Below are 21,266 nucleotides of genomic sequence, written 5' to 3'. Positions count from 1 at the left end.
CAATGAATTTCTGGCATATGTCAGAAAATGAGGGCTTATGTTTGGGCTGTGGGGCTGCGTGCGCCTGGGCTACAATGAATCTCGCTTGTAGGCGACTGACAGGAGGGTCAATGAGCAAGGCTGATCAACAGTTTGTAACCATGTGCCGCGATATTCTGGACCATGGCACCACCACCGAGGGCCAAAAGGTCCGTCCGGTGTGGGAGGATGGCACCCCTGCCTATACCATTAAAAACTTTGGCGTCACGGCGCGCTACGATCTGCGCGAGGAGTTCCCCGCGCTTACGCTGCGTCGTACGGCGCTCAAGTCCGCCATGGACGAGATCCTGTGGATCTATCAAAAGAAGTCTAATAACGTCCATGATCTCAACAGCCATATTTGGGACGAGTGGGCCGACGAGACCGGCTCCATCGGCAAGGCCTACGGGTACCAAATTGGCCAGAAGAGCCATTATGCCGAGGGCGATTTCGACCAGATGGACCGCGTGCTGTACGATCTTAAGCACACGCCGTACAGCCGCCGCATTATGACGAACACCTATGTGTTTAGCGACCTGTCCGAGATGCACCTGTATCCGTGCGCCTACAGCGTGACCTATAACGTCACGCAGCGCCCGCAGGACGATAAGCCCACACTCAACATGATTCTCAACCAGCGCAGCCAGGACATTTTGGCCGCGAACAACTGGAACGTTTGTCAGTACGCCATCTTGCTGATGATGGTCGCGCAGTCGGTCGATATGATCCCCGGTGAGCTGCTGCATGTGATTGCCGATGCCCACATTTACGACCGTCATGTCAATATCGTCCGTGAGCTTATCGAGCGCCCGCAGTTTGCGGCGCCTAAGGTAACGCTGAACCCCGATGTGCACGATTTCTATGCGTTTACGACCGACGACCTGATCGTGGAGGGCTACGAGCACGGCCCGCAGGTCAAGAACATTCCCATCGCGGTGTAGGTGACGCGCATGACGTGTAAGCTTTCTGCCATTGTCGCCGTGTGCGATGACTGGGGTATTGGGTGCGAGGGCGACATGGTCGTGTCCAACCGTGCCGACATGCGTCATTTTGTGGCATGCACCAAGGGTTGCCCGGTCATTATGGGGCGCAAGACGCTGTTGAGTTTTCCCGGCGGGCGTCCTCTCAAGAATCGCCGTAATATCGTGCTCACCCGCGACGAGAGCTTTGCTGCCGAGGGCGTCGACGTGGTGCATGGCGTTGACGAAGCGCTCGTCGCGGTAGCCGATGAACCCGTTGCGTGGGTGATCGGCGGCGGCGAGGTGTATCGACAGTTCTTGCCGTATTGCGTCGAGGCCGAGGTTACGCATAACCATTGCGTGCATGACGTGGATACGTACTTTCCCGATCTGGATGCCGATCCCGCGTGGGAGATTGCGAGGCGTGGCGGTGTTGCCACGATTGCCGCGGGCGAGGGTGACGAGGGTCTCGATTATGAGTTCGTGACGTATCGTCGCGTTGAGGCGTAAATCGTCTGGCGTGAACGGTATCATCGGGTTATTTGAATGCACGGGGCGGCGCTTAGCGTCGCCTCGTTTGGTATAGATCTGCTGTAAAGAAAGGTGCGGGCAGGCTGCTATGACTGATGCCGTTGAGGTGCTGCGAATCGATTCGCTCGAGGACGAGCGGCTCGATGCCTATGTGCGACTGACCGAGCGCGAACTACGCTGCGTGTTGGAGCCGCAAAAGGGCATCTTTATTGCGGAGAGCGCTAAGGTCATCGAGCGTGCCGTGCGCGCCGGATACGAGCCGGTGAGCTTTCTGTTGGGCGAACGCTGGCTCGATCAGATGATGCCGCTGTTCGAGCGCCTGGTTGTGCGCGAGGGCGCGGGTCCTGTTCCTGTGTTCGTGGCCTCCATGGAGCTCATGGAGCAGTTGACGGGCTTTAACGTGACGCGTGGTGCGCTCGCGGCGTTCCGTCGCCCGCGTCAGATTCCGGTTGATGAGTTCTTGGGCGGCGTCGTCGAGGCGGCGGGGGAGCGCCCGGTGCGCGCGTGCGTGCTCGAGGGCATTGTCGACCACACCAACGTCGGCGCGATTTTCCGCTCGGCGGCTGCGCTGAACGTCGATGGCATTTTGGTGAGTCCTACGTGCTGTGACCCGCTGTATCGTCGCTCGGCCCGCGTGAGCATGGGCACCGTGTTTCAGGTGCCGTGGACGCGTATTGGCAGTGAGGCGCGCGTATGGCCGCATGATGGGCTGGCGGCGCTGCACGATGCCGGCTTTTCGTGTTCCGCCATGGCGTTGACGGATGATTCGGTGTCGTTGGACGATCCAGTGCTGCAGGAGATTGATCGCCTGGCGATCTTTATGGGTACCGAGGGTGCCGGCCTGGGAGCCAAGACCATTGAGGGCTGTGACCGCGCCGTGCGCATTCCGATGGCGCACGGGGTCGATTCGCTCAACGTGGCCGCGGCGAGCGCCGTCGCCTTTTGGCAGCTGTGCCCGCACGTGAGCAATGAGTATCACTACCAGCCGGGTTTGTATCACTAGGCAGATATTTCGCACCGCGCTCTAATTCGGGGTGTTTCGGTCGCCGCCAGTCGGTGCTAAGCTGGTTTTGGCTTTGGTTTTAAATTGCTGTTTTGTTGTTTGACGTATGCGTGTGGGGAGGGCGTGTGGCTAAGAAATCTACGGCTATCGATGTAACGCAGGGTGTTATTTGGCAGCAGCTGCTTTCGCTGTGCGTTCCCATCTTTTTTAGTTCGTTTTTTCAGCAGGCCTACACGCTTATCGGTACCTATATTGTCGGTCAGTTTGGCGGCAAGCTCGCGCTGGGCGGCATTCAAGCCACGATGGTCCTCACCGAGCTCTGCATTGGCTTTTGCGTTGGCGTTGGCGCTGGTTGTGCCGTTATCACGGGTCAGTTTTTTGGCCAGCACGATGATGAGCGTCTGAGCCGTTCGGTCCATACGGCCATGACGCTTGCGCTGGTGGGCGGTATCGTTTTCTCGATTCTTGGCATAGTGTTCGTTGAGCCCATGCTGGTGCTTATGAACACGCCGCATGAACTATTGGCCGAGGGCGTGGCCTATGCACGCTGTTATTTTGCCGCGATGGTTGCGGCACTGCTGCTTAATATGGGAACCGCACTGCTGCGTGCCGTGGGCGACACACGCGGGCCCGCCGTGATCATTGCCTCTGGCTGCCTGGTTAACGTGGTGCTGGATATCATCTTTGTCGCTGTGTTGCATATGGAGGCGCTGGGCTGTGGCATCGCAGTGGCGCTGACCATTTGCTCCAATGCAACGATGATCGTGTTGCGCATGATGCGCGCTCCGGGTGCATGGCGTCTTTCGCTGTCTAGGCTCGGCATCGATCGCGGTATTTGCAAGAGTATGATCTCGTGTGGACTGCCACTCGGTTTTCAATCGGCTGCCTATTCGATCTCGAACGTGTTGATCCAGGTGTCGGTTAATTCGTTTGGCGCCGATGTCACGACTGCCTGGGGTCTATCTGGGCGCCTGGATGGCATTATCTGGATGGTTACCGAGGCGCTCGGCGTGTCGATCACCACGTTCTCGGCACAGAACTTTGGCGCGCGCAACTACGAGCGCATGCGCAAGGGCTACCATACGTCGCTCGTGCTGTCGTTTATGCTCATTGGTGGCCTGTCTGCCGTGCTGCTGGTGTTCTCGGGTCCGTTGTCGCGTCTGTTTGTCGACGATGCTTCGATTTCGGCGTACACCACGACGATTCTTCATTTCATCGCGCCGTTCTACGCGATCTTCTCGATTATCGAGAACGCGTCGGGCTCCATTCGCGGCGCCGGCGTGAGTCTGCAGCCTATGATGCTCACCATCTTTGGCACCGTTGTCTTGAGGGTGATCTGGGTGTTTGCGATCATGCCCTTCGATCCGTCGCTTGAGCACCTGCTGCTGGTTTACCCCGTAACCTGGGTAATCACCGCCATGATGTTCACCGTCTACCATCACAGCGGCAACTGGCTAGGCCGCGCCACCGCCTAATGATCCCTTGGGGCGGAAGAAAATGGATCATTGCTCTCCGTCGTGATGTCGATGATCCGTTTTCCTCCGTCCCCTTCGGATCAATTAGTATTCGATGCCTTGGCGGGCCAGGAGGCCTTCGTCGAAGTAGTGTTTGACGGGGCGCATTTCGGTGACCAGGTCGGCGAGGTCCGCGAGGGGCAGCAGGCCGCGGCCGGTCAGTATGAGCTCTGTGGTGTCGGGTTTCATCGCGATCAGTTGCCCGTATAGATTTGAACCTTGCCGACTTCCAGTGATGCCATCTCTGTCCTTTCGTGCCCTGCGTCGGTTTATCGCCGTCCGGGTTGGGTATTCTAGAAAACATTATCAACCCCAGTAGATGGAGTTCAAGCAGATGGAGATGGATGACAACAAACGTAGACGGAATATGATCCTCTACGTGCTCATCGCCTTCGTCGTCTACCTCGTGCTCTCGACCGTTCTGTTCCCCAACATCGGTCACACGCAGCAGATTACGAAGACCGATTATTCGACGTTTGTCAAAGCGCTCGATAAGAAGAGTGTCGACAAGGTCGAGTACAACACGGACGATTACTCAATTTATTACACCAAGAAGGGCGAGGACGAGAACATCGCCTATAAGACGACCGGTGTGCCGAACGATGCGGGCTTTACCGATCGCGTGCTTGAGTCTGGCGCTTCGCTGGAGTCGGTCGTTCCCGATAAAAACTCGGGTTTGATGACCTACTACCTGCTCACACTCATTCTTCCCATGGCGATTTTCTTCCTCATCGGTTGGTGGCTCAACCGCCGCATGAAGAAGGCCATGGGCGATGACGGCCCGTCGATGAACTTTGGCGGCGGCGGTTTTGGCGGCGGCGGACTGGGTAAGTCCGGCGCGCGCGTGATCGCCTCCAAGGACGTGGGCGTGACCTTTAAGGACGTCGCCGGCCAGGAAGAGGCCAAGGAGTCTCTCAAGGAGGTCGTCGACTTTCTGGAGAAGCCGCAGCGCTACGAGGAGATCGGCGCCAAGCTGCCGCGCGGTGCTCTCCTTGTTGGCCCTCCGGGTACCGGTAAGACCCTGCTTGCCAAGGCTGTTGCCGGCGAGGCCGGTGTTCCGTTCTTTAGTATTTCGGGCTCTGAGTTCGTTGAGATGTTTGTTGGTCGCGGCGCTGCAAAGGTTCGTGACCTGTTTAAGCAGGCCAAGGAAAAGGCCCCGTGTATCGTCTTTATCGATGAGATCGATACCATCGGTAAGAAGCGTGATGGCGGCGGCTTTAGCGGCAACGACGAGCGCGAGCAGACGCTCAATCAGTTGCTGACCGAGATGGATGGCTTCGATAACCACAAGGGTATCGTTGTCCTTGCCGCAACCAACCGCCCCGACAGTCTCGATCCGGCGCTGCTGCGCCCCGGTCGTTTTGACCGCCGCATTCCCGTCGAGTTGCCCGATCTGACCGGTCGTAAGAACATCCTCGAGCTTCACGCCAAGAGTGTGAAGACCGAGCCGCCGATCGATCTGACCGCGATTGCCCGCGCCACGCCCGGTGCCTCGGGCGCCGACCTGGCCAATATCATCAACGAGGGCGCCCTGCGCGCCGTTCGCGAGGGTCGCAAGCGTGCAACCCAGGATGACTTTGAGGAGTCGGTGGAGGTCGTCATTGCCGGCCAACAGCGTAAGTCCACGGTGCTTTCCGACCATGAGAAGCAGGTCGTTTCCTACCACGAGATCGGTCATGCCATCGTCGCTGCCCGCCAAAAGGGTTCCGCGCCGGTTACCAAGATCACCATCGTGCCGCGCACGAGCGGTGCTCTTGGCTATACCATGCAGGTCGAGGAGGACGAGCGCTTCCTGACGACACGTCAGGAGGTCTTGGACAAGCTTGCCGTCTACTGCGGCGGCCGTGCGGCCGAGGAACTCATCTTTGGCGAGATGACGACCGGTGCCGCCAACGATATCGAACAGGCCACCAAGCTCGCCCGCAACATGGTGACGCGCTTTGGTATGTCCGACGAGTTTGGCATGATGGCGCTCGGTACCGTTCAGAATGCGTACCTTAACCAGGACACGTCGCTCACCTGCGCCCCCGGTACGGCCGAGCGTGTGGACGCGATTGTCGCCAAGCTGATCGAGGACGCGCACGATCGCGCCCTGCAGATCCTCAAGGAGAACAAGTTCAAGCTCCATGAGCTGGCTCGTTATCTGTACAAGAAGGAGACCATCACGGGTGAGGAGTTCATGAACCTCCTCACGCGCGAGAATCCGCTGATGCCCAAGCAACAGTAAAGCCGCGGTCGAGCCAGTAAACGCCGACGCCCCATTTGAGCAGCTTTCTCAAATGGGGCGTTTTGCTTGAGAGGGATGGAAATGAAGATTGTGGTGAGCGCCTGCTTAATGGGTGAGAGCTGCAAGTATAACGGGCTCGACAACTATCATCGCGCGTTGGTCGAGGCCTGCGAACGCACGGGGACTGAGGTCTTGTTGGTGTGCCCCGAGGTTTTTGGCGGTCTGCCCACCCCGCGCAAGCCGTCCGAGATCGTTAACGGCGAGGTTCGTACCAGCGAGGGCATCTCGGTTAATCGCGAGTTTCGCCTGGGTGCTCAACGTGCGCTCGATATGTGTGAGCAGGCGGGCGGCCCGTTCGAGATTGCTGCGTGCGTCTTGCAGGATCGCAGTCCGTCGTGCGGCGTGGGCCATATCTACGACGGATCCTTCAGCGGCACGCTCACAACGGGTAACGGTGTCTTCGTTGACCTGCTCCTGCGCCACGGCTACCGCGTGATCCCGGCAAGCGAATTCGACTCGAGCATGTTACAGCAATAAAAAACCGCCACAAAGGTACTGTACCCTTTGTGGCGGTTTTGGTCGGTTAGGCCAGGATAGAGTGGCCATAGGCGTTGGCGGCCTTGATGGCGGCGGCGAACTTTTCGTCGGTGAAGGGCTCCGGGTTGCCTTGCTTCCACTCGTTGGTGGCGTGTGCGAACTCGCACAGGGCCGGGATATCTCCCTCGGTAAGGCCGACCTGCTCAAGCGTCACGGGCAGGCCCATCTGCTTGTTAAAGGCGGCGTAGCGCTCAAGGTTCTCGGTGTCTCCCGTATAGGCAAACAGCACGAGCACACCCAGGCTTACGACCTCGCCGTGCAGGTAGGTGCCCTCACGCGGAATGCTACACGTGGCGTTGTGGAACGCATGTGCCACGCTCGAGTTGTAGTAGTAATCGTTCTGGTTGGTCAGGTTCGAGACATAGCCCGTGTTGACCACGATATCGAGCGCGATCTGCTTAACGGCCTCGCTCGACAGGTCCTGGCGCACGTCCTTTAGACCCTGCACGCCGTAGGTAAACAGCGGCTCGGAGCAGGTGTGGGCGAGTGCCAGGCCAAGACCGGCGGTGTGCTCCAAATTACCGGCGCTCGTGGCGTACTCGACCTCGGGCTGCTTAGATAGGGCATCGCCCACGCCGGCCCAGAAGTACTCCGCTGGCGCCTCGGCGATGATCTTGGGGTTGATGAAGATGTGCGCAGGGCGGTTGGGGTACGAATAGCCCTCGAGCGAGCCGTCGTCGTTGTAGACAACGGCAATGGCGGTCGCGGCCGAGCAGTTGGAGCATATTGTAGGCACGGTAAAGACGATCTTCTTGAGCTCGATTGCTGCGGTCTTCACGGTGTCGAGCGCCTTGCCGCCGCCGCATGCGATAAGCACGTCAGCTTCCTGGCAGGCAGGGGAGTTCACGACCTTGGCGATATTGGCACGCGTGCTGTTGGTGCCGTAGACGCGCGTCTCCAGAATCTCGACATTGGTACCTTCAAGCGCCGCCTCGATGCCCGGCAGCGCCGCAGCCAGGGCTCGCTTGCCGCCGATGATGGCGACCTTCTTCGCGCCGTACTCCGCCAGTGCGGCGGGTAGCTCGGTAAAGCAATCCTCGCCAACGGTGTAGTCGCTCATTCCAATCGTGCGCATAGCAGCCTTCTTTCGTTCGATAGAGTGCTTTCAGGTATTTTGCTCCTAGAGAAGGGCTGTCATAGCGAGAAATTTCGAACGTATAAAACCAGTGTTGAGGGTTTTTTGCCGGTGCGGAACGTGCTAGCATACTCCGCATAAGCGTTGATGGGGACGAGTAGTCGGCCGTCCGCATGCTACAGAGAGCGGGGAGCGCTGAGAACCCGTGCATGCGACCGATGAAAATCACCCCGGAGCTGCGGTCCCAACGGACGTGCCATGCAGGTTCGTCTTAGTAGACATCGCCGAGATGGTCGTCGATACAGGCCAGCCGAGTAACGGATGCGAGCGCGCGAATATGCGGGCGAGGGCATCTAAGCTGGGTGGTTAAGCGAAGAGCTTTTACGGGCAGGCTGCCCGTTTTGTGGCGCTTCGTCCCAGCTTGTAGGGACGGGCGCTTTTTTGGTGCCCAGAGGGCGTGCGCGCCCATGACAAGAAAGGGGTACCGTGGCAAACGAGTACAAGCAGACGATGAATCTGCCCAAGACCGGTTTTCCCATGCGTGCCGGTCTTTCCAAGTCCGAGCCCAAGCGACTCAAGGACTGGCAGGACAACAAGGTCTACGAGCAGGTTCTGAAGAAGAACGAGGGTCACAAGAAGTTCGTGCTGCACGATGGCCCTCCGTACGCCAACGGCCCGATTCACATCGGCCATGCCATGAACAAGATCTCCAAGGACATGATCAACCGCTACTGGATGATGCAGGGCTATGAGGTTCCCTATGTCCCCGGTTGGGACTGCCATGGCCAGCCGATCGAGCATAAGGTCGAGGAGAAGCTCGGCACCGAGAAGTTCAACCAGACCTCCACGGCTAAGATCCGCGAGCTGTGCAACAAGTTCGCTGTCGAGAACATCGAGCTGCAGAAGGCCGGCTTCCGTCGCCTGGGCGTACTTGGCGACTGGGACAACCCGTATCTGACGCTCTACCACCAGCATGACGCCGCCGACATCGAGGTCTTCAAGGCCATGTTCGATAAGGGCATGATTTATCGCGGTCACAAGCCGGTTCATTGGTGCAAGCACTGCCACACCGCGCTGGCCGAGGCCGAGATCGAGTACTCCGACGAGACGAGCCCGTCCATCTTCGTGCGCTTTGAGATGACCTCCAAGCCTGCCGGGCTCGAGAAGTTCAACGGCCCGGTCGACTTTATCATCTGGACGACCACGCCGTGGACCATCCCCTCTGACCAGGCCGTTTCCCTTAAGCCCGGCGCCGCCTATGTCGCCGTTGAGCACGAGGGTCGTGCCGAGGTCATGCTCGAGGACCTGGCTCCCAAGTGCTGCGAGGAGTTTGGCTGGGAGTACACCCCGGTCATGGTCGACGGCAAGCCCTATGTGGTTCCCGCCGAGACCTTCCATCACATTCACTATAAGCAGCCGATCTTTGACGGTGTCGAGGGCGTTGCGCTGCTGGCCGATTACGTCGGTGTCGATGACGGTACCGGTATCGTCCACAACTCTCCCGGCCATGGCGTCGACGACTACTTCGCCTGCCTCAAGGAGGGCATCACCGACATTTGCATGCCGGTCGATGATGACGGCAAGTTCTACACCGGCGAGGAGTTTGGCACCGGTGGTCCCTTCAGCGGTATGGATACCGATGAGGCCAACCCGCACATCATCGAGTTCCTGCGCGAGCGCGGCACCCTGGTCCTCGAGAAGAAGATCACGCACAGCTATCCGCACTGCTGGCGCTGCAAGCACCCGGTGCTCTTCCGTGCTACTGACCAGTGGTTCGTCTCGATGGACAAGACCGGCTTGCGTGAGCAGGCTGGCAAGGAGGTTCGCGAGAACGTCAAGTGGTATCCGGCTCACGCCGCCAACCGCATCGGCGCCATGGTCGAGCAGCGTCCCGACTGGTGCATCAGCCGTCAGCGCAACTGGGGCGTGCCTATCCCCAGCTACACCTGCGCCGACTGCGGCGAGAAGGTCATGAACGACGCTACGCTCGACGCCGTCATCAAGCTCTTCCACGAGAAGGGCTCCGACGCCTGGTTTACCGACGCTCCCGAGAGTTACCTGGGCGAGGCCTGCGTCTGCCCCAAGTGCGGCGGCCATCACCTCAAGGCCGATAAGGACATCCTCGACGTGTGGTGGGATTCCGGCGTCTCCTGGAAGGCCGTCTGCGAGTACCGTCCCGAGCTGGAGTATCCGGCGGATGTGTACCTCGAGGGCTCCGACCAGCACCGCGGTTGGTTCCAGAGCTCGCTGCTCACCTCGGTGGGTGCCAACGGCCATGCTCCGTACAAGGCGGTCGTCTCGCAGGGCTTCACCCTCGACGGCCAGGGTCGAAAGATGTCCAAGTCGCTCGGCAACGTCATCGACCCCAATAAGGTCTGCGACGAGATGGGCGCCGACATCATCCGCCTGTGGGTCGCCTCGGTCGACACCAGCTCCGACGTGTCCATCGACCACGAGATTCTTGCTCGTACGTCCGATGCCTACCGTCGTTTCCGCAACACGTTGCGCTTCCTGCTCTCCGAGCTCGAGGGTCAGTTTGAGCCCGAGACCGACGGCGTCGCCTTTGCCGACCTGCTGCCGCTCGACAAGCTCATGGTTGCCCGTCTGACCCAGGTTCAGGCCGAGGTCGACGATGCCTACGCCAGCTACGAGTTCCCGCGCGCCTACCGTGCGCTCTACGACTTCGTGGTTACCGAGCTCTCCAACGTGTATCTCGACGCCCTGAAGGACCGTCTATACTGTGAGAAGCCCGGCTCGCTCGAGCGCCGCAGCGCCCAGACCGTGCTGGCCGAGCTCTTCTCGATGCTCATGCGCGACCTTCAGCCGATCCTGTCCTACACGGTCGACGAGGCCATGGCCTATGCGCCCGCCGGCTGCGTCGATCACCAGAAGTACGCCGCGCTGCTCGATTGGTACAAGTCGCCCATCACGTTCGACGAGGCCAATGAGTTTGAGGGCGTGCTCGAGGCTTCACTCGAGCTCCGTAGCGCCGTGACCAAGGCCCTTGAGGATGCCCGCTCCGCCGGTACCTTCACCAAGAGCCAGCAGGTCCGCGTCAAGGCGGTCGTTCCCGCCGAGATGTACGCGCTGCTGACCGGCGACAAGGCTGTCGACCTGGCCGAGTTCTACATTGTTTCCGATGTTGAGCTGACCCAGGGCGAGGAACTCTCCGTTGCCATCGAGGCAGCCGAGGGCGAGTGCTGCGACCGTTGCTGGAACTATCGCACCACCGTCGGCGAGTACAACGGCCACGCGCATATCTGCAAACGCTGCGCGAATGCCCTTTAAGGCACGGTAACTCGGCATTTTAGTTATTGGGAGAATTTGGACGCCTTCGGCCCATTTGCTCCGCTGAATAAAAGCGGCATTCTGTTTTTCGGAATGCCGCTTTCTTTTTATGCTGGTTATTTATCTGGCGTTAGCGAATATGTCGTGCGCTCTGCGTGTGGCAATATAAGATGGTTAATTGCGTTAAACGGAATTCGATATTCTTGAGGGCAGGGGATTGATTTGGGTCGTGCTGGGGGTATGACGCCGCCTTTGCGTTGGCGGTTGGGTGTTGCTGGTGGGGTGGCGCTGGTTGTGCTGCTTCTTGACCAGCTGACCAAGCTTGCGGTTCGTGCCGTGGGCGACGCTTTGCATGTGACCGTCATCCCCGGTGTCATTGACTTTATGTTTGTCCGTAATATCGGTGCTGCCTTTAGCATGGGCGAGGGGCATGGCGTTGCGTTCGCTTTGCTGGCGCTTGCGGTCATTGTCGCCATTGCCGTGTACTTGCTTCGCACGCCCCAGCTTGCTCGCTTGGAGGTTGTGGGCATGGCTATGGTCGTGGGTGGCGCCATTGGCAACGCGATCGATCGCCTGGCTTTTGGCTTTGTGACCGATTTTATTGCCACCACCTTCATCGACTTTCCCGTCTTTAACGTGGCCGATATCGGCATCACCGTAGGCGTTGTGCTTGCCCTCATCGGCTACATGTTCTTGAGCCCTGCGGCCCGCGAAGTCGATGCGACTGCCGAGCTCAATGCCCGTGATGAGGCCCGCGCCAAGCGCAAAGCCAAGCAGCGTGGGGAGCGTGCCCGCAAGATTCGCGAAAGGAATGAGCGTTAATGGCCGACATCCATATTCTTGTTGCCGACGATTGCTCTGGCCAGCGTCTCGACGCCTTTCTGGGTGCCAACGACGGCTGCCCCACGCGCTCTGCCTGCGCGCATCTGATCGAGGGCGGCGCCGTAATCGTGAACGGCGAGACCTGCCTATCAAAAAAATATGCTGTGCGCTCCGGTGACCGCATCTCGGTCGACATGCCCGAGTCGCATGATCCCACTGATGTGATTCCCGAGGCCATCCCCCTCGATATCCGTTACGAGGACGACTACCTCATCGTGCTCTCCAAGCAGCGCGGCCTGGTGTGCCATCCCGCCCATGGCCACGAGAGCGGCACGCTTGCGAACGCTCTGGTCTACCACTGCGGCATTGACCATCTGGGTACCGTGCAGGGTGAGGACCGCCCCGGCATCGTGCATCGTTTAGATCGCGATACCTCGGGCCTCATGCTTGCGGCAAAAGACGACGACACGCAGCGCGCGCTCCAAAATCTCATTCGCACGCGCACGCTCGATCGTCGCTATATCACGCTCGTTCACGGACATATCGCTATGGATGAGGGCACCATTAACACCGGCATTGCCCGTTCTACGCGTGACCGTGTCAAGATGGCGGTTTCGGACGATCCTTTCGCGCGCCAGGCCATTACGACCTTTAAGGTCCTCGAGCGCTTCGATTCCACGCGTTTTGACGACGGCTATACGCTCGTCGAGTGCCACCTGTTTACGGGCCGCACACATCAGATTCGCGTGCATATGCGCCATATCAACCACGCCTGCGTGGGCGATCCGCTCTACGGCAAGTGCGATGCACGCGCCGATCAGGGTCTGACCAGGCAATTCCTTCATTCCTGGCGTGTTGCATTCGACCATCCCGTGACGGGGGAGCGCATTGAGTGCCGCGACGAGCTACCGTGGGATCTCGCCGCGGTTCTTGACGACCTGGCCCCGCGCTCGCTTGGCCGCACCGCTGCCGGCGACGAAATCGTTCCGCAGCTCGGTCTGCTCGAAGCCTAGCCAGTATTAGGTGGTTTCTTGAACTCGGTAAGCCTGCGGTAAGATATACGGTTGTTTACGTAACGCGTTCTCGGGAGCCTGCATGCTCGCCTTTTTACAAACCAACACACCCATCGTGATCTTCAACCAGATTGTTGTCACGCTGCTCACGGTCTGCTTTCTGTACCAGGTGGTCTTCTTTGTCATTGGCGCTCTTCGTGGCGAGGTCGCGCCTCCCAAGGCCAAAAAACTTCACCGCTATGCCTTCTTCATTGCTGCGCATAACGAGGAAGCCGTAATTGCCAATCTCGTACGCTCCATCAAGGACCAGGATTATCCGTCCGAGCTTATCGAGGTCTTTGTGGTCGCCGATGCCTGCACCGACAACACGGCACAGCTTGCGCGCGAGGCGGGCGCCATTGTCTATGAGCGCAACGACCTTGCCCGCAAGGGTAAGAGCTGGGTCATGGACTTTGGTTTCGACCGTATCCTTAACGAGTATCCGGATACGTTTGAAGGTTACTTTATCTTCGATGCCGATAACGTCATCTCCCGCGATTACGTCTCCAAGATGAACGATGCCTTTGACCAGGGCTTCCATGTGGTCACGAGCTATCGTAACTCCAAGAATTTTGGCAGCTCGTGGATCTCGGCAGCTAATGCTACTTGGTACCTGCGCGAGGCGCGCTTTCTCAATAACGCGCGCAACATCTGCAAGACTTCTTGCGCTGTCTCTGGTTCGGGCTACCTCATCTCCGCCAGCGTTATCGAGGGCATGCACGGTTGGCAGTTCCATACGCTGACCGAGGATATTCAGTTCACCACGTTCTGCGCTATTCACGGCATTCGCATCGGTTATGCGCCTGCGGAGTTTTTTGACGAGCAACCCGTGACGTTCAAGGCATCCTGGAAGCAGCGTATGCGCTGGACCAAGGGCTTCTACCAGGTCTTTTTTACCTATGGCAAGCATCTTGTCAAATCGACGTTCCGCTATCATCGCTTTGCCGCGTACGACATGTTTATGACCATCGCTCCGGGCATGCTGCTGTCCCTGATCTCCATGCTCGCCAACGCGACGTTCCTGATCGTGGGCGGTCTTTCGCATGGTTTCTTGGCTACCGAAGTCGAGATGCAGGCGTGCGCCGCTTCGCTCATTATGACCTTCGCCATGATGTATCAGACGTTCTTTATCCTGGCGCTGCTCACGACTATCTTTGAGTACAAGCACATTCACTGCGCGCAAAAGTGGCGTCTGGTGACTAACCTGTTTACCTTCCCGATCTTTATGTTCAGCTATATCCCCATCACGGTGGCCGCGCTGTTCCTGAAGGTCGACTGGGTTCCTACCCAGCATGCCGTAAACGTCACCCTCGACGAGGTCATGCAAGGCGCCAAATAACCACCACCAAAACCACCGCAAAGGGGACAGTGCACCTTTGTGGTGGTTTTTGCTTTTGCGATGCAGCTTGAGGAGGTGCACGATGTTTTATATTCCGTTTTGGATTTGCATCTTTGCCGGCGCGGCGATTGATGCCCGTCAGCGACGTTTTCCCAATGAGCTTGCCGGTGCGTGTGCGGTGACGGCGTTAGTGGGCGTTTGGCTCGACAAAGGCGTTAACACGGCGCTTGACCATGCCGGTCTTGCGGTCATCGTCTACCTTGCCCTTGTGCTGACTGAGTCCCTCTGGCGTCGTTTTCGCCAAACTTCGGGCATTGGCATGGGGGACGTCAAGGCGCTCTTCGCGCTTTGCACCTTCGATCCTATGGGCGGCATCGTGGCATTTACCGCTGCGCTCCTGACCCTTGCCGTCGCTTGCCTCATCGCAAAATCGCGCTCCCTGCCATTGCTCCCGTTTTTAGTGCCGATTTTTGCCATAATCGAGGTCGTGGGCTGCACTTTGTAACCGATTGCGCATCCTTTTTAAGGAGCATGCCATGGAATCTAATCAAGAAACGGCCGTCATTAAGGCGCGCATGGACCGTATTCCCTCGGCGTTGTCGCCCGAGCTTGTCGAGCGCATTGCCGCCGATCGTGCTTCGGGCTATGTCAACCCGTATCGTTGCAACGATGATCAGGTCATTCGTCGTATTGATCGCGCCGCCGACAAAGGCACGCTTATGCGTCCGGCGTTTATGCGCGATACCGAAAAGATACTTCATCTTCCGGCGTACACCCGTTATGCAGGCAAAACGCAGGTCTTTAGCTTCCGTAGCAATGATGATCTTTCACGCCGCGGTTTGCACGTACAGCTTGTCTCTCGCATTGCGCGCGATATCGGTCGCGCCCTGGGGCTCAATTGCGATCTGATCGAGGCGATTGGCCTGGGTCACGACTTGGGACACACGCCTTTCGGCCATGCCGGCGAGCGCTTCCTCAACGATATCTATCATGAGCGTACGGGGCGTTATTTTTTCCATAACGTGCAGTCGGTTCGCGTGCTCGACGCGTTGTATGGCCGCAACGTGTCGCTCCAGACGCTCGACGGCGTGCTATGCCATAACGGCGAGTACGAGCAGCGTGTGTTTGAGCTCTCGGACATGGGCTCCTTTGACCAGTTTGACCAGACGGTTGAGGATTGCATTGCCACGGGCTATAGCGCAATTGAGCATCTGCGTCCCATGACGCTCGAGGGCTGCGTCGTTCGCATCTCGGATATTCTTGCCTACGTCGGTCGTGACCGTCAGGATGCGATCGCGGCGGGCCTGCTTTCGCCCGACGCTTTTGATGATGGCCGGGGCGGTGCCTACAACAGTTGGATCCTCACGCATGCCTCCATCGATATCGTTGAGCACAGCTATGGTAAGCCGCGCATCGAGATGAGAGAGGACCTGTTTGAGGAAATTCGCCGAGCCAAGCGCGAGAACTACGAGAAGATCTATAGCAAGGGCGGTATCGAAGGCGATTCCGAGGCGGAGCTGCGCGAGGCGTTCGTAAAGCTCTACGACCGTTGCCTGCGGGATCTAAACAGTGGCGACGAGTCCTCTTACATCTTTAAGCACCATATTTCGCGCATTGAGCAGCAGCTTTCCTACTATGATCGCACCTATGCCTGGCAGGACGACAAGGATCAAGCCGTGGTGGATTATATCGCGAGCATGACGGACGGTTATTTCTGCGAGCTGACGAGCAAGCTGTTCCCTGGTCTGGAGTTTCCGCACCGTACCTATATTAACGAACGGTAGTTCGTATTAATTCGGTATACTGTTAGTGGAAAACGTTTTTGATTGATACACGGGATGGCTATGGACGACCTTTTTTCTGCTTCGACGCGCGAGCGTTCCTTTCAGAATGCGCCGCTTGCGGTGCGCATGCGCCCCAATTCGCTCGACGAGTACGTGGGCCAGCAAAAGGCCGTCGGTAAGGGTTCATGGCTGCGTGCCGCGATCGAGCACGACGTGCTTTCGAGCGTGATTCTGTACGGGCCTGCCGGTACGGGCAAGACGACGCTGGCCCACATTATCGCCAACCATACCAAGAGCGAGTTTGTTGAGGTCAGCGCCGTCACGGGTACCGTGAAGGACCTGCGTCGTGTGATTGATGAGGCCAAGACGCGCCTGAATACGTACGACCGCCGCACCATTCTATTCATCGATGAGATTCACCGCTTCTCTAAGTCGCAGCAGGATGCCCTGCTGCATGCAGTTGAGAACCGTACCGTCATTATGATTGGCGCTACGACAGAGAACCCGTACTTTGAGGTCAACTCGGCACTGTTGTCGCGCGGGCGCGTGGTGGAGCTTGAACATCTGAAGGATGAGGATATCGCCACGCTTATTGAGCGTGCGCTCGAGGCACCACAGGGCTTGAACGGAAAGTTCTCGGCCGATGAGGATACGGTCAAGACCATTTGCACGCTGGCAGCGGGTGACGCTCGCTCGGCGCTCACTACGCTCGAGCTTGCGAGCGAGATTGCCGTCACGCGTCCCGATACCGAGGGAACGCCAGCGCCTGCGGCGGGGGAGCGCTATCCCATCACCGTGGATGACGTGAAGATTGCCAACCCGCGTCGCGGCTTTACGTATGACAAAAACGGCGACATGCACTACGACATCATCAGTGCGTTCATCAAGTCCATGCGCGGTAGTGACCCCGATGCCACGATCTATTGGCTCGCGCGCATGATCGATGCTGGGGAGGATCCTAAGTTTATCGCTCGCCGCATTATGATTCACGCTTCTGAGGATGTTGGAAACGCCGACCCGCAGGCGCTTTTGGTGGCGCATGCCGCGTTTAAGTCTGCCGAGGTCATTGGCTATCCCGAGTGCCGCATTAACCTGGCTCAGGCTGCACTCTATGTGTGCTTGGCGCCAAAATCCAATGCGTGCGAGGCCTCGATCGATGCGGCGCTAGCCGATATCCACAGCAGTGGTCTTCGCGAGGTGCCCAGCTACCTGCGCGATCGCCATCGCCCGGGCAGCGATGAATACGGTGTGTATAAGTATCCGCACGATTATCCCGAAGGCTGGGTCGATCAGCGCTATTTGCCCGAGGGGCTGGAGCGTGGCGCGTTCTGGCAGCCTGCGGGCCGCGGCTGGGAAGAGTGGCGCGTAGAGCAAAGCGAACGCGACCGTAGCGGTAACGCGCCCAAGTAGGTCCTTGGCACCTCGCACATTCCCTTTGGGTATCTTCCCCTTCTTTGGGGTACCATGAAAGGCGTCTGTATTTCGATTCCTTCGGGAGGCTTGTATGAGTCCCATTCAAATCGCCCTGCTGGTGCTTGCCATTGCCGGCGTGTGGGCTATTGTTGAGCTCGCGCTTACCCTGCGCAAGACCCGCAACGTTGTCGACTCGCTCGATAAGACCGTGAACGACCTCAATAACACCATCGCCGAGGCGCAGCCGGTGGTGGCAAAACTCGACGGCGCTGTCGACGAGCTTACGCCGGCACTTGCCCAGATGGAGCCGCTGCTTAAGTCGAGCAAGACGGCAGTTGACGCCCTTACCTCCAATCTCGTAGAGGTCGAAGCCGTGGTTCGCGACATTTCCGAGGTTACGGGCAGCATGGCCGAGGCCAGCAATGCTGTGTCGAGCGTGACCGACTCTGCCGCCGGTGCTGTGCAGAAGCTCTTCAATAAGGTGAAGGCTCCTGCAGCCGATGCCGATCGCAAGCTCGCCGCTGCCGCTGCGGAGGCCGAGCAGCCTACCGAGCGCGTCCTAATTGGCGAGGACGAGGCCGCCGCGGGCGACGATGATGGTCAGAAGTTTGTATCCAAGCCGGCTCAGTATTACACCTATACGCCCGCCGAGACCTCTGAGGAGTCCTGCGATGAGTAGCGAAGCAACCTGCCCTATCACGCTGACCGTTGCCGGTGACCCGCGTCTCGCTCGCCTTGTGCGCATGACGGCAGCCAACGTTGGTGCCCTGTGCTCTATGTCTGTCGATCGCATCGAGGACATCCGCATGGCTGCTGAGGAGGCTTTCATCTTTGGTTGCACCGCGGTCGACTGCGATGACATCACCATCAAATTCGATGTCGATGAGACCCACGTTGGCATGACTATTACCTTTGGCGACCAGGCTACGGTCGATGAAGACGACCAGGCTGCGGTGTATGCCGAGCTCATCCTCGCGAGCGTGTGCGACTCCTACGAAAAGACTGCGGCGCCCCTGACGCTTTCCCTCGACCTCAAGGCGGATATCTAATATGACCGAACGTTCCCGGAGCGGCAAGACCGCTTGGGACAAGGAGAAAACCCGCGAGCTGTTTCGTCGTTACAAGGAGACCGGTGATCCGGACGCCCGTGAGCAGCTCGTCATGTCCCACATGAACCTGGTAAGGTTTCTTGCCAACAAATTTAAGAACCGCGGCGAGCCGCTCGACGACCTCATGCAGGTTGGCTATTTGGGCCTGCTCAAGGCTATCGACCGCTTTGACCCTGAGCGCGGACTCGAGTTCACCACGTTTGCCACGCCTACCATCTTGGGCGAGATCAAGCGTCACTTCCGCGACAAGGGCTGGAGCGTGCGCGTGCCCCGTCGCTTGCAGGAGCTCTCGGCCAAGGTCAACCAGGCTACCGATAAGCTCACCAACGAGCTGCAGCGCTCGCCCAAGGTTGAGGAGATCGCTGAGTATCTAGATGTGACTGTCGATGAGGTCCTCGAGGCTATGGAATCGTCTTCGGCTTATACCTCGGTGCCCATCGAGGCTCCTGGTGCGTCCGATTCCGACGATGCCCCCTCGATTCTCGACCGTTACGCCGACGACGACAGCGAGCTCGACTTTACCGATGACCGCTTGGTGATCGAGGAGGCCATCCGTGATTTCTCGCCGCGCGAGCGCGAGGTGATCGAGCTGCGCTTTGTGAGGGGCATGACCCAGATCGAGATCGCTAAGAAGCTGGGTATTTCTCAGGTGCAGGTTTCGCGTCTGCTGCGCCGCACGCTTAAGAAGATTCAGGACAAGATCGACCCCGACGGAGTGATGATTCGTTCATGAGTGAGCACCCCCAACAAACCGATCGCGTGCTGCGCGACACCCGCATTCTGACGCTTCGCATTTGGGCTGTTGTCGGCTGCATTGTCATCGCCGCTGTCATCTTTAACCTTATGGGCATCCTGGCGCCGGTTATCGAGTTTCTCGCCGTTGGTTCCATCATTGCCTTTGTGATGTCCCCGATTACCAATTGGCTCGAGCATCATGGCGTCGGCCGTGGCATCGGTTCGCTTATCGCGCTTATTGTTGTTGTTGCCGTGCTCGTCGGTGTCGTTTGCATCTTGTCGCCGATTCTCTTTGGTCAGATCATGGAAGTCCTGAGCCGCCTGCCCGAGCAGCTTCGTGTTGCGGGTGGCGATCTCAACGAGATGATCTCGCATGCCAAGACGCTCAACAACACGCCGCTCAAGGAGTATTTGGACGACAACCTGTCGTCGCTGGTTGCCGTGGCATCGAAGTATGTGTCTCAGATCGCTGCCGAGCTTGGCCGCGGTGTGTTCCCGCTCATCACCAATACGGCCTCGCAGTTGTTCGTGATCTTCCTTGGTCTGGTGCTTGCCTACTGGATGGCCTGCGACTACCCTCGCATGCATCACGAGATTTGCACCATCATCGGTCAGGAGAAGGAGACCTCGTACCGCTTTATGGTCGCCATCCTTTCTCGCTCTGTCGGCGGCTACATGCGCGGTATGGTCGTGACGTCCATCTGCGGTGGTTTCCTCGCCTTTATCGGTTTTATGATCATCGGTCATCCGTATGCGGCGCTCATGGCTATCTTTACCGGCATCATGCATTTGGTTCCGGTCGTCGGTCCCTGGGTGAGCGCAGCAATCGCCACGGTACTCGGCTTCATGTTCAGTCCCATGTTGGCGTTATGGACGCTCATCGTGACGATGGTCGCGCAAAACGTCACCGATAACGTGATTTCGCCTAAGGTCATGCAGAGCTCGGTGCAGGTGCATCCCATCATGAGCCTCACGGCGCTCGTTATTGGCTCGGCACTCATGGGTCCCATCGGCATGATTATTGCCATCCCTCTGTGTGCGGCCCTCAAGGGTATCTTCGTGTACTACTTCGAGAATGAGACCGGCCGCCAGCTTGTGGCCTATGACGGCGCCGTGTTTAAGGGCACACCGTACCGCGATGCCGATGGCAACCCGGTCGCCGCCTACGACGCGCTCGGCGACGACACCTTCATCTACGAGTCCGAGCTCATCGGCAACGAGACCGCTCCCGAGGCCCAGGCGATGCCTAAGCCCGAGTTCGATAATCCCTGGATCAAGCTCTCGGGTTTGCAACCCGATGCCACGGGCTTCTTCAAGAATCCCTTCGCCAAGGACGATGACTCCAACTCGGACGACGATACCAAAACCGGCATCGACGGCTCCATGGACGATTCGGATTCTAAATAAGCCCCGTTAGCGTTTCTTGAAGTTGTAAATGACAAGAAACGCGAGCAAAGCGATTGATAAGGGGCCGGCTACGTAGAAAAAGAGAACGTCAATTGCGCGTAGAGTGTAATAAGCCTTATCGCCTGACATTACTGCATACAATACGTAGCCAAATGCTGGTTGGTTTGCGTACCAGCAGGAGAAGGCCAAGAGCGCTAAAAGTGCTACTACCAGAAGTGCATTCAGGACAAATCGTTTGGTATTCATCGTTCGCTCCTTCCGGATGATTCTTATATGGTATTTTAGTAAAACTATTTTTTAAAGGATTGCTTAGTCCTAAATAACATGCACTTTCGCTGGAGGGTCGCTGTTTGGCGGCCCTCTTTTTTGCACTTGCGCGGTGGGATGGTAATA

The 21,266-nt window shown here is 58.2% G+C and carries 20 protein-coding genes; 17 read left to right on the top strand and 3 right to left on the bottom strand.

The features are described 5' to 3' along the window. The first annotated feature begins 110 nt into the window (after nucleotides 1-110). From thyA to PMX70_RS01665, 4 genes are all read left to right on the top strand, one after another. Nucleotides 111-959, top strand: coding sequence for a thymidylate synthase (thyA, locus tag PMX70_RS01680; RefSeq protein WP_271742632.1), 849 nt, complete (start codon nucleotides 111-113; stop codon nucleotides 957-959). A 9-nt stretch (nucleotides 960-968) separates the two neighbouring features. After that, nucleotides 969-1,487 (top strand): dihydrofolate reductase, encoded by a 519-nt coding sequence (locus PMX70_RS01675; protein ID WP_138341192.1) that lies wholly within the window; start codon nucleotides 969-971, stop codon nucleotides 1,485-1,487. Nucleotides 1,488-1,596: 109 nt separating this feature from the next. Continuing rightward, nucleotides 1,597-2,511 (top strand): TrmH family RNA methyltransferase, encoded by a 915-nt coding sequence (locus PMX70_RS01670; protein WP_271742631.1) that lies wholly within the window; start codon nucleotides 1,597-1,599, stop codon nucleotides 2,509-2,511. A gap of 125 nt (nucleotides 2,512-2,636) precedes the next feature. After that, nucleotides 2,637-3,986: an MATE family efflux transporter gene (locus PMX70_RS01665; protein WP_271742630.1), complete on the top strand. Its 1,350-nt coding sequence runs from the start codon at nucleotides 2,637-2,639 to the stop codon at nucleotides 3,984-3,986. Between the two features lie 84 nt (nucleotides 3,987-4,070). On the opposite strand, the gene PMX70_RS01660 is transcribed toward PMX70_RS01665, so the two are convergent. Continuing rightward, on the bottom strand, nucleotides 4,071-4,214 hold the full coding sequence (locus PMX70_RS01660; RefSeq protein WP_249934430.1) for a cob(I)yrinic acid a,c-diamide adenosyltransferase: 144 nt from the start codon (nucleotides 4,212-4,214) through the stop codon (nucleotides 4,071-4,073). 145 nt (nucleotides 4,215-4,359) lie between these two features. On the opposite strand from PMX70_RS01660, the gene ftsH reads away from it, so the two are divergent. Together ftsH and PMX70_RS01650 are read left to right on the top strand one after the other, a co-directional pair. Further along, entirely contained in the window at nucleotides 4,360-6,252 is a 1,893-nt protein-coding gene (gene ftsH, locus PMX70_RS01655; protein WP_171021520.1) for an ATP-dependent zinc metalloprotease FtsH, read from the top strand. An 81-nt stretch (nucleotides 6,253-6,333) separates the two neighbouring features. Next, a complete protein-coding gene (locus tag PMX70_RS01650; RefSeq protein ID WP_271742629.1) occupies nucleotides 6,334-6,789 on the top strand; it encodes a 2-thiouracil desulfurase family protein in 456 nt (151 codons plus the stop codon). Nucleotides 6,790-6,835: 46 nt separating this feature from the next. Here PMX70_RS01650 and PMX70_RS01645 read toward each other — a convergent pair whose 3' ends face one another. Further along, nucleotides 6,836-7,924: an iron-containing alcohol dehydrogenase family protein gene (locus PMX70_RS01645; protein ID WP_271742628.1), complete on the bottom strand. Its 1,089-nt coding sequence runs from the start codon at nucleotides 7,922-7,924 to the stop codon at nucleotides 6,836-6,838. Nucleotides 7,925-8,434: 510 nt separating this feature from the next. Between PMX70_RS01645 and ileS the strand changes: the two genes are divergently transcribed. The 11 genes from ileS (at nucleotide 8,435) to PMX70_RS01590 (ending at nucleotide 20,873) form a co-directional block, all read left to right on the top strand. Beyond that, nucleotides 8,435-11,212 carry an isoleucine--tRNA ligase gene (gene ileS, locus PMX70_RS01640; protein ID WP_416378131.1) on the top strand — a complete coding sequence of 926 codons (2,778 nt, stop codon included), beginning with the start codon at nucleotides 8,435-8,437 and terminating at the stop codon, nucleotides 11,210-11,212. A 294-nt stretch (nucleotides 11,213-11,506) separates the two neighbouring features. Further along, nucleotides 11,507-12,034, top strand: a complete 528-nt coding sequence (gene lspA, locus PMX70_RS01635; RefSeq protein WP_249934429.1) for a signal peptidase II — start codon at nucleotides 11,507-11,509, stop codon at nucleotides 12,032-12,034. Next, on the top strand, nucleotides 12,034-13,047 hold the full coding sequence (locus PMX70_RS01630) for an RluA family pseudouridine synthase (protein WP_271742626.1): 1,014 nt from the start codon (nucleotides 12,034-12,036) through the stop codon (nucleotides 13,045-13,047). The genes lspA and PMX70_RS01630 overlap by 1 nt, the downstream gene beginning before the upstream one ends. An 82-nt stretch (nucleotides 13,048-13,129) precedes the next feature. After that, nucleotides 13,130-14,425, top strand: coding sequence for a glycosyltransferase family 2 protein (locus PMX70_RS01625; RefSeq protein ID WP_022094595.1), 1,296 nt, complete (start codon nucleotides 13,130-13,132; stop codon nucleotides 14,423-14,425). A gap of 82 nt (nucleotides 14,426-14,507) precedes the next feature. After that, nucleotides 14,508-14,930, top strand: coding sequence for a prepilin peptidase (locus PMX70_RS01620; RefSeq protein ID WP_271742625.1), 423 nt, complete (start codon nucleotides 14,508-14,510; stop codon nucleotides 14,928-14,930). A gap of 31 nt (nucleotides 14,931-14,961) precedes the next feature. Continuing rightward, nucleotides 14,962-16,209: a deoxyguanosinetriphosphate triphosphohydrolase family protein gene (locus tag PMX70_RS01615; protein WP_271742624.1), complete on the top strand. Its 1,248-nt coding sequence runs from the start codon at nucleotides 14,962-14,964 to the stop codon at nucleotides 16,207-16,209. Nucleotides 16,210-16,269: 60 nt separating this feature from the next. Further along, on the top strand, nucleotides 16,270-17,619 hold the full coding sequence (locus PMX70_RS01610) for a replication-associated recombination protein A (protein ID WP_152068063.1): 1,350 nt from the start codon (nucleotides 16,270-16,272) through the stop codon (nucleotides 17,617-17,619). A 94-nt stretch (nucleotides 17,620-17,713) separates the two neighbouring features. Beyond that, nucleotides 17,714-18,301, top strand: a complete 588-nt coding sequence (locus tag PMX70_RS01605) for a hypothetical protein (RefSeq protein ID WP_271742623.1) — start codon at nucleotides 17,714-17,716, stop codon at nucleotides 18,299-18,301. Next, nucleotides 18,294-18,671, top strand: coding sequence for an ATP-binding protein (locus tag PMX70_RS01600; protein ID WP_117746030.1), 378 nt, complete (start codon nucleotides 18,294-18,296; stop codon nucleotides 18,669-18,671). The genes PMX70_RS01605 and PMX70_RS01600 overlap by 8 nt, the downstream gene beginning before the upstream one ends. Nucleotide 18,672: 1 nt before the next feature. Beyond that, nucleotides 18,673-19,464 carry a SigB/SigF/SigG family RNA polymerase sigma factor gene (locus tag PMX70_RS01595; RefSeq protein ID WP_271742622.1) on the top strand — a complete coding sequence of 264 codons (792 nt, stop codon included), beginning with the start codon at nucleotides 18,673-18,675 and terminating at the stop codon, nucleotides 19,462-19,464. Further along, nucleotides 19,461-20,873: an AI-2E family transporter gene (locus PMX70_RS01590; RefSeq protein ID WP_271742621.1), complete on the top strand. Its 1,413-nt coding sequence runs from the start codon at nucleotides 19,461-19,463 to the stop codon at nucleotides 20,871-20,873. The genes PMX70_RS01595 and PMX70_RS01590 overlap by 4 nt, the downstream gene beginning before the upstream one ends. Before the next feature lie 6 nt (nucleotides 20,874-20,879). Here PMX70_RS01590 and PMX70_RS01585 read toward each other — a convergent pair whose 3' ends face one another. Further along, entirely contained in the window at nucleotides 20,880-21,119 is a 240-nt protein-coding gene (locus PMX70_RS01585; RefSeq protein WP_271742620.1) for a hypothetical protein, read from the bottom strand. Nucleotides 21,120-21,266: the final 147 nt, after the last annotated feature.

This window comes from Collinsella aerofaciens, from assembly GCF_028206795.1.
Classification (GTDB): domain Bacteria; phylum Actinomycetota; class Coriobacteriia; order Coriobacteriales; family Coriobacteriaceae; genus Collinsella; species Collinsella aerofaciens_AX.
The sequence above is the reverse complement of the archived record's forward strand: the minus strand, read 5'-3'. Positions and strand labels throughout refer to the sequence as shown.

Bases quoted from the DNA above. Each gene is read 5' to 3' on its own strand.
- thyA (WP_271742632.1), top strand. From the start codon at position 111: ATGAGCAAGGCTGATCAACAGTTTGTAACCATGTGCCGCGATATTCTG.
- PMX70_RS01675 (WP_138341192.1), top strand. From the start codon at position 969: ATGACGTGTAAGCTTTCTGCCATTGTCGCCGTGTGCGATGACTGGGGT.
- PMX70_RS01670 (WP_271742631.1), top strand. From the start codon at position 1,597: ATGACTGATGCCGTTGAGGTGCTGCGAATCGATTCGCTCGAGGACGAG.
- PMX70_RS01660 (WP_249934430.1), bottom strand. From the start codon at position 4,214: ATGAAACCCGACACCACAGAGCTCATACTGACCGGCCGCGGCCTGCTG.
- ftsH (WP_171021520.1), top strand. From the start codon at position 4,360: ATGGAGATGGATGACAACAAACGTAGACGGAATATGATCCTCTACGTG.
- PMX70_RS01650 (WP_271742629.1), top strand. From the start codon at position 6,334: ATGAAGATTGTGGTGAGCGCCTGCTTAATGGGTGAGAGCTGCAAGTAT.
- PMX70_RS01645 (WP_271742628.1), bottom strand. From the start codon at position 7,924: ATGCGCACGATTGGAATGAGCGACTACACCGTTGGCGAGGATTGCTTT.
- ileS (WP_416378131.1), top strand. From the start codon at position 8,435: ATGAATCTGCCCAAGACCGGTTTTCCCATGCGTGCCGGTCTTTCCAAG.
- PMX70_RS01630 (WP_271742626.1), top strand. From the start codon at position 12,034: ATGGCCGACATCCATATTCTTGTTGCCGACGATTGCTCTGGCCAGCGT.
- PMX70_RS01625 (WP_022094595.1), top strand. From the start codon at position 13,130: ATGCTCGCCTTTTTACAAACCAACACACCCATCGTGATCTTCAACCAG.
- PMX70_RS01620 (WP_271742625.1), top strand. From the start codon at position 14,508: ATGTTTTATATTCCGTTTTGGATTTGCATCTTTGCCGGCGCGGCGATT.
- PMX70_RS01615 (WP_271742624.1), top strand. From the start codon at position 14,962: ATGGAATCTAATCAAGAAACGGCCGTCATTAAGGCGCGCATGGACCGT.
- PMX70_RS01610 (WP_152068063.1), top strand. From the start codon at position 16,270: ATGGACGACCTTTTTTCTGCTTCGACGCGCGAGCGTTCCTTTCAGAAT.
- PMX70_RS01605 (WP_271742623.1), top strand. From the start codon at position 17,714: ATGAGTCCCATTCAAATCGCCCTGCTGGTGCTTGCCATTGCCGGCGTG.
- PMX70_RS01600 (WP_117746030.1), top strand. From the start codon at position 18,294: ATGAGTAGCGAAGCAACCTGCCCTATCACGCTGACCGTTGCCGGTGAC.
- PMX70_RS01595 (WP_271742622.1), top strand. From the start codon at position 18,673: ATGACCGAACGTTCCCGGAGCGGCAAGACCGCTTGGGACAAGGAGAAA.
- PMX70_RS01590 (WP_271742621.1), top strand. From the start codon at position 19,461: ATGAGTGAGCACCCCCAACAAACCGATCGCGTGCTGCGCGACACCCGC.
- PMX70_RS01585 (WP_271742620.1), bottom strand. From the start codon at position 21,119: ATGAATACCAAACGATTTGTCCTGAATGCACTTCTGGTAGTAGCACTT.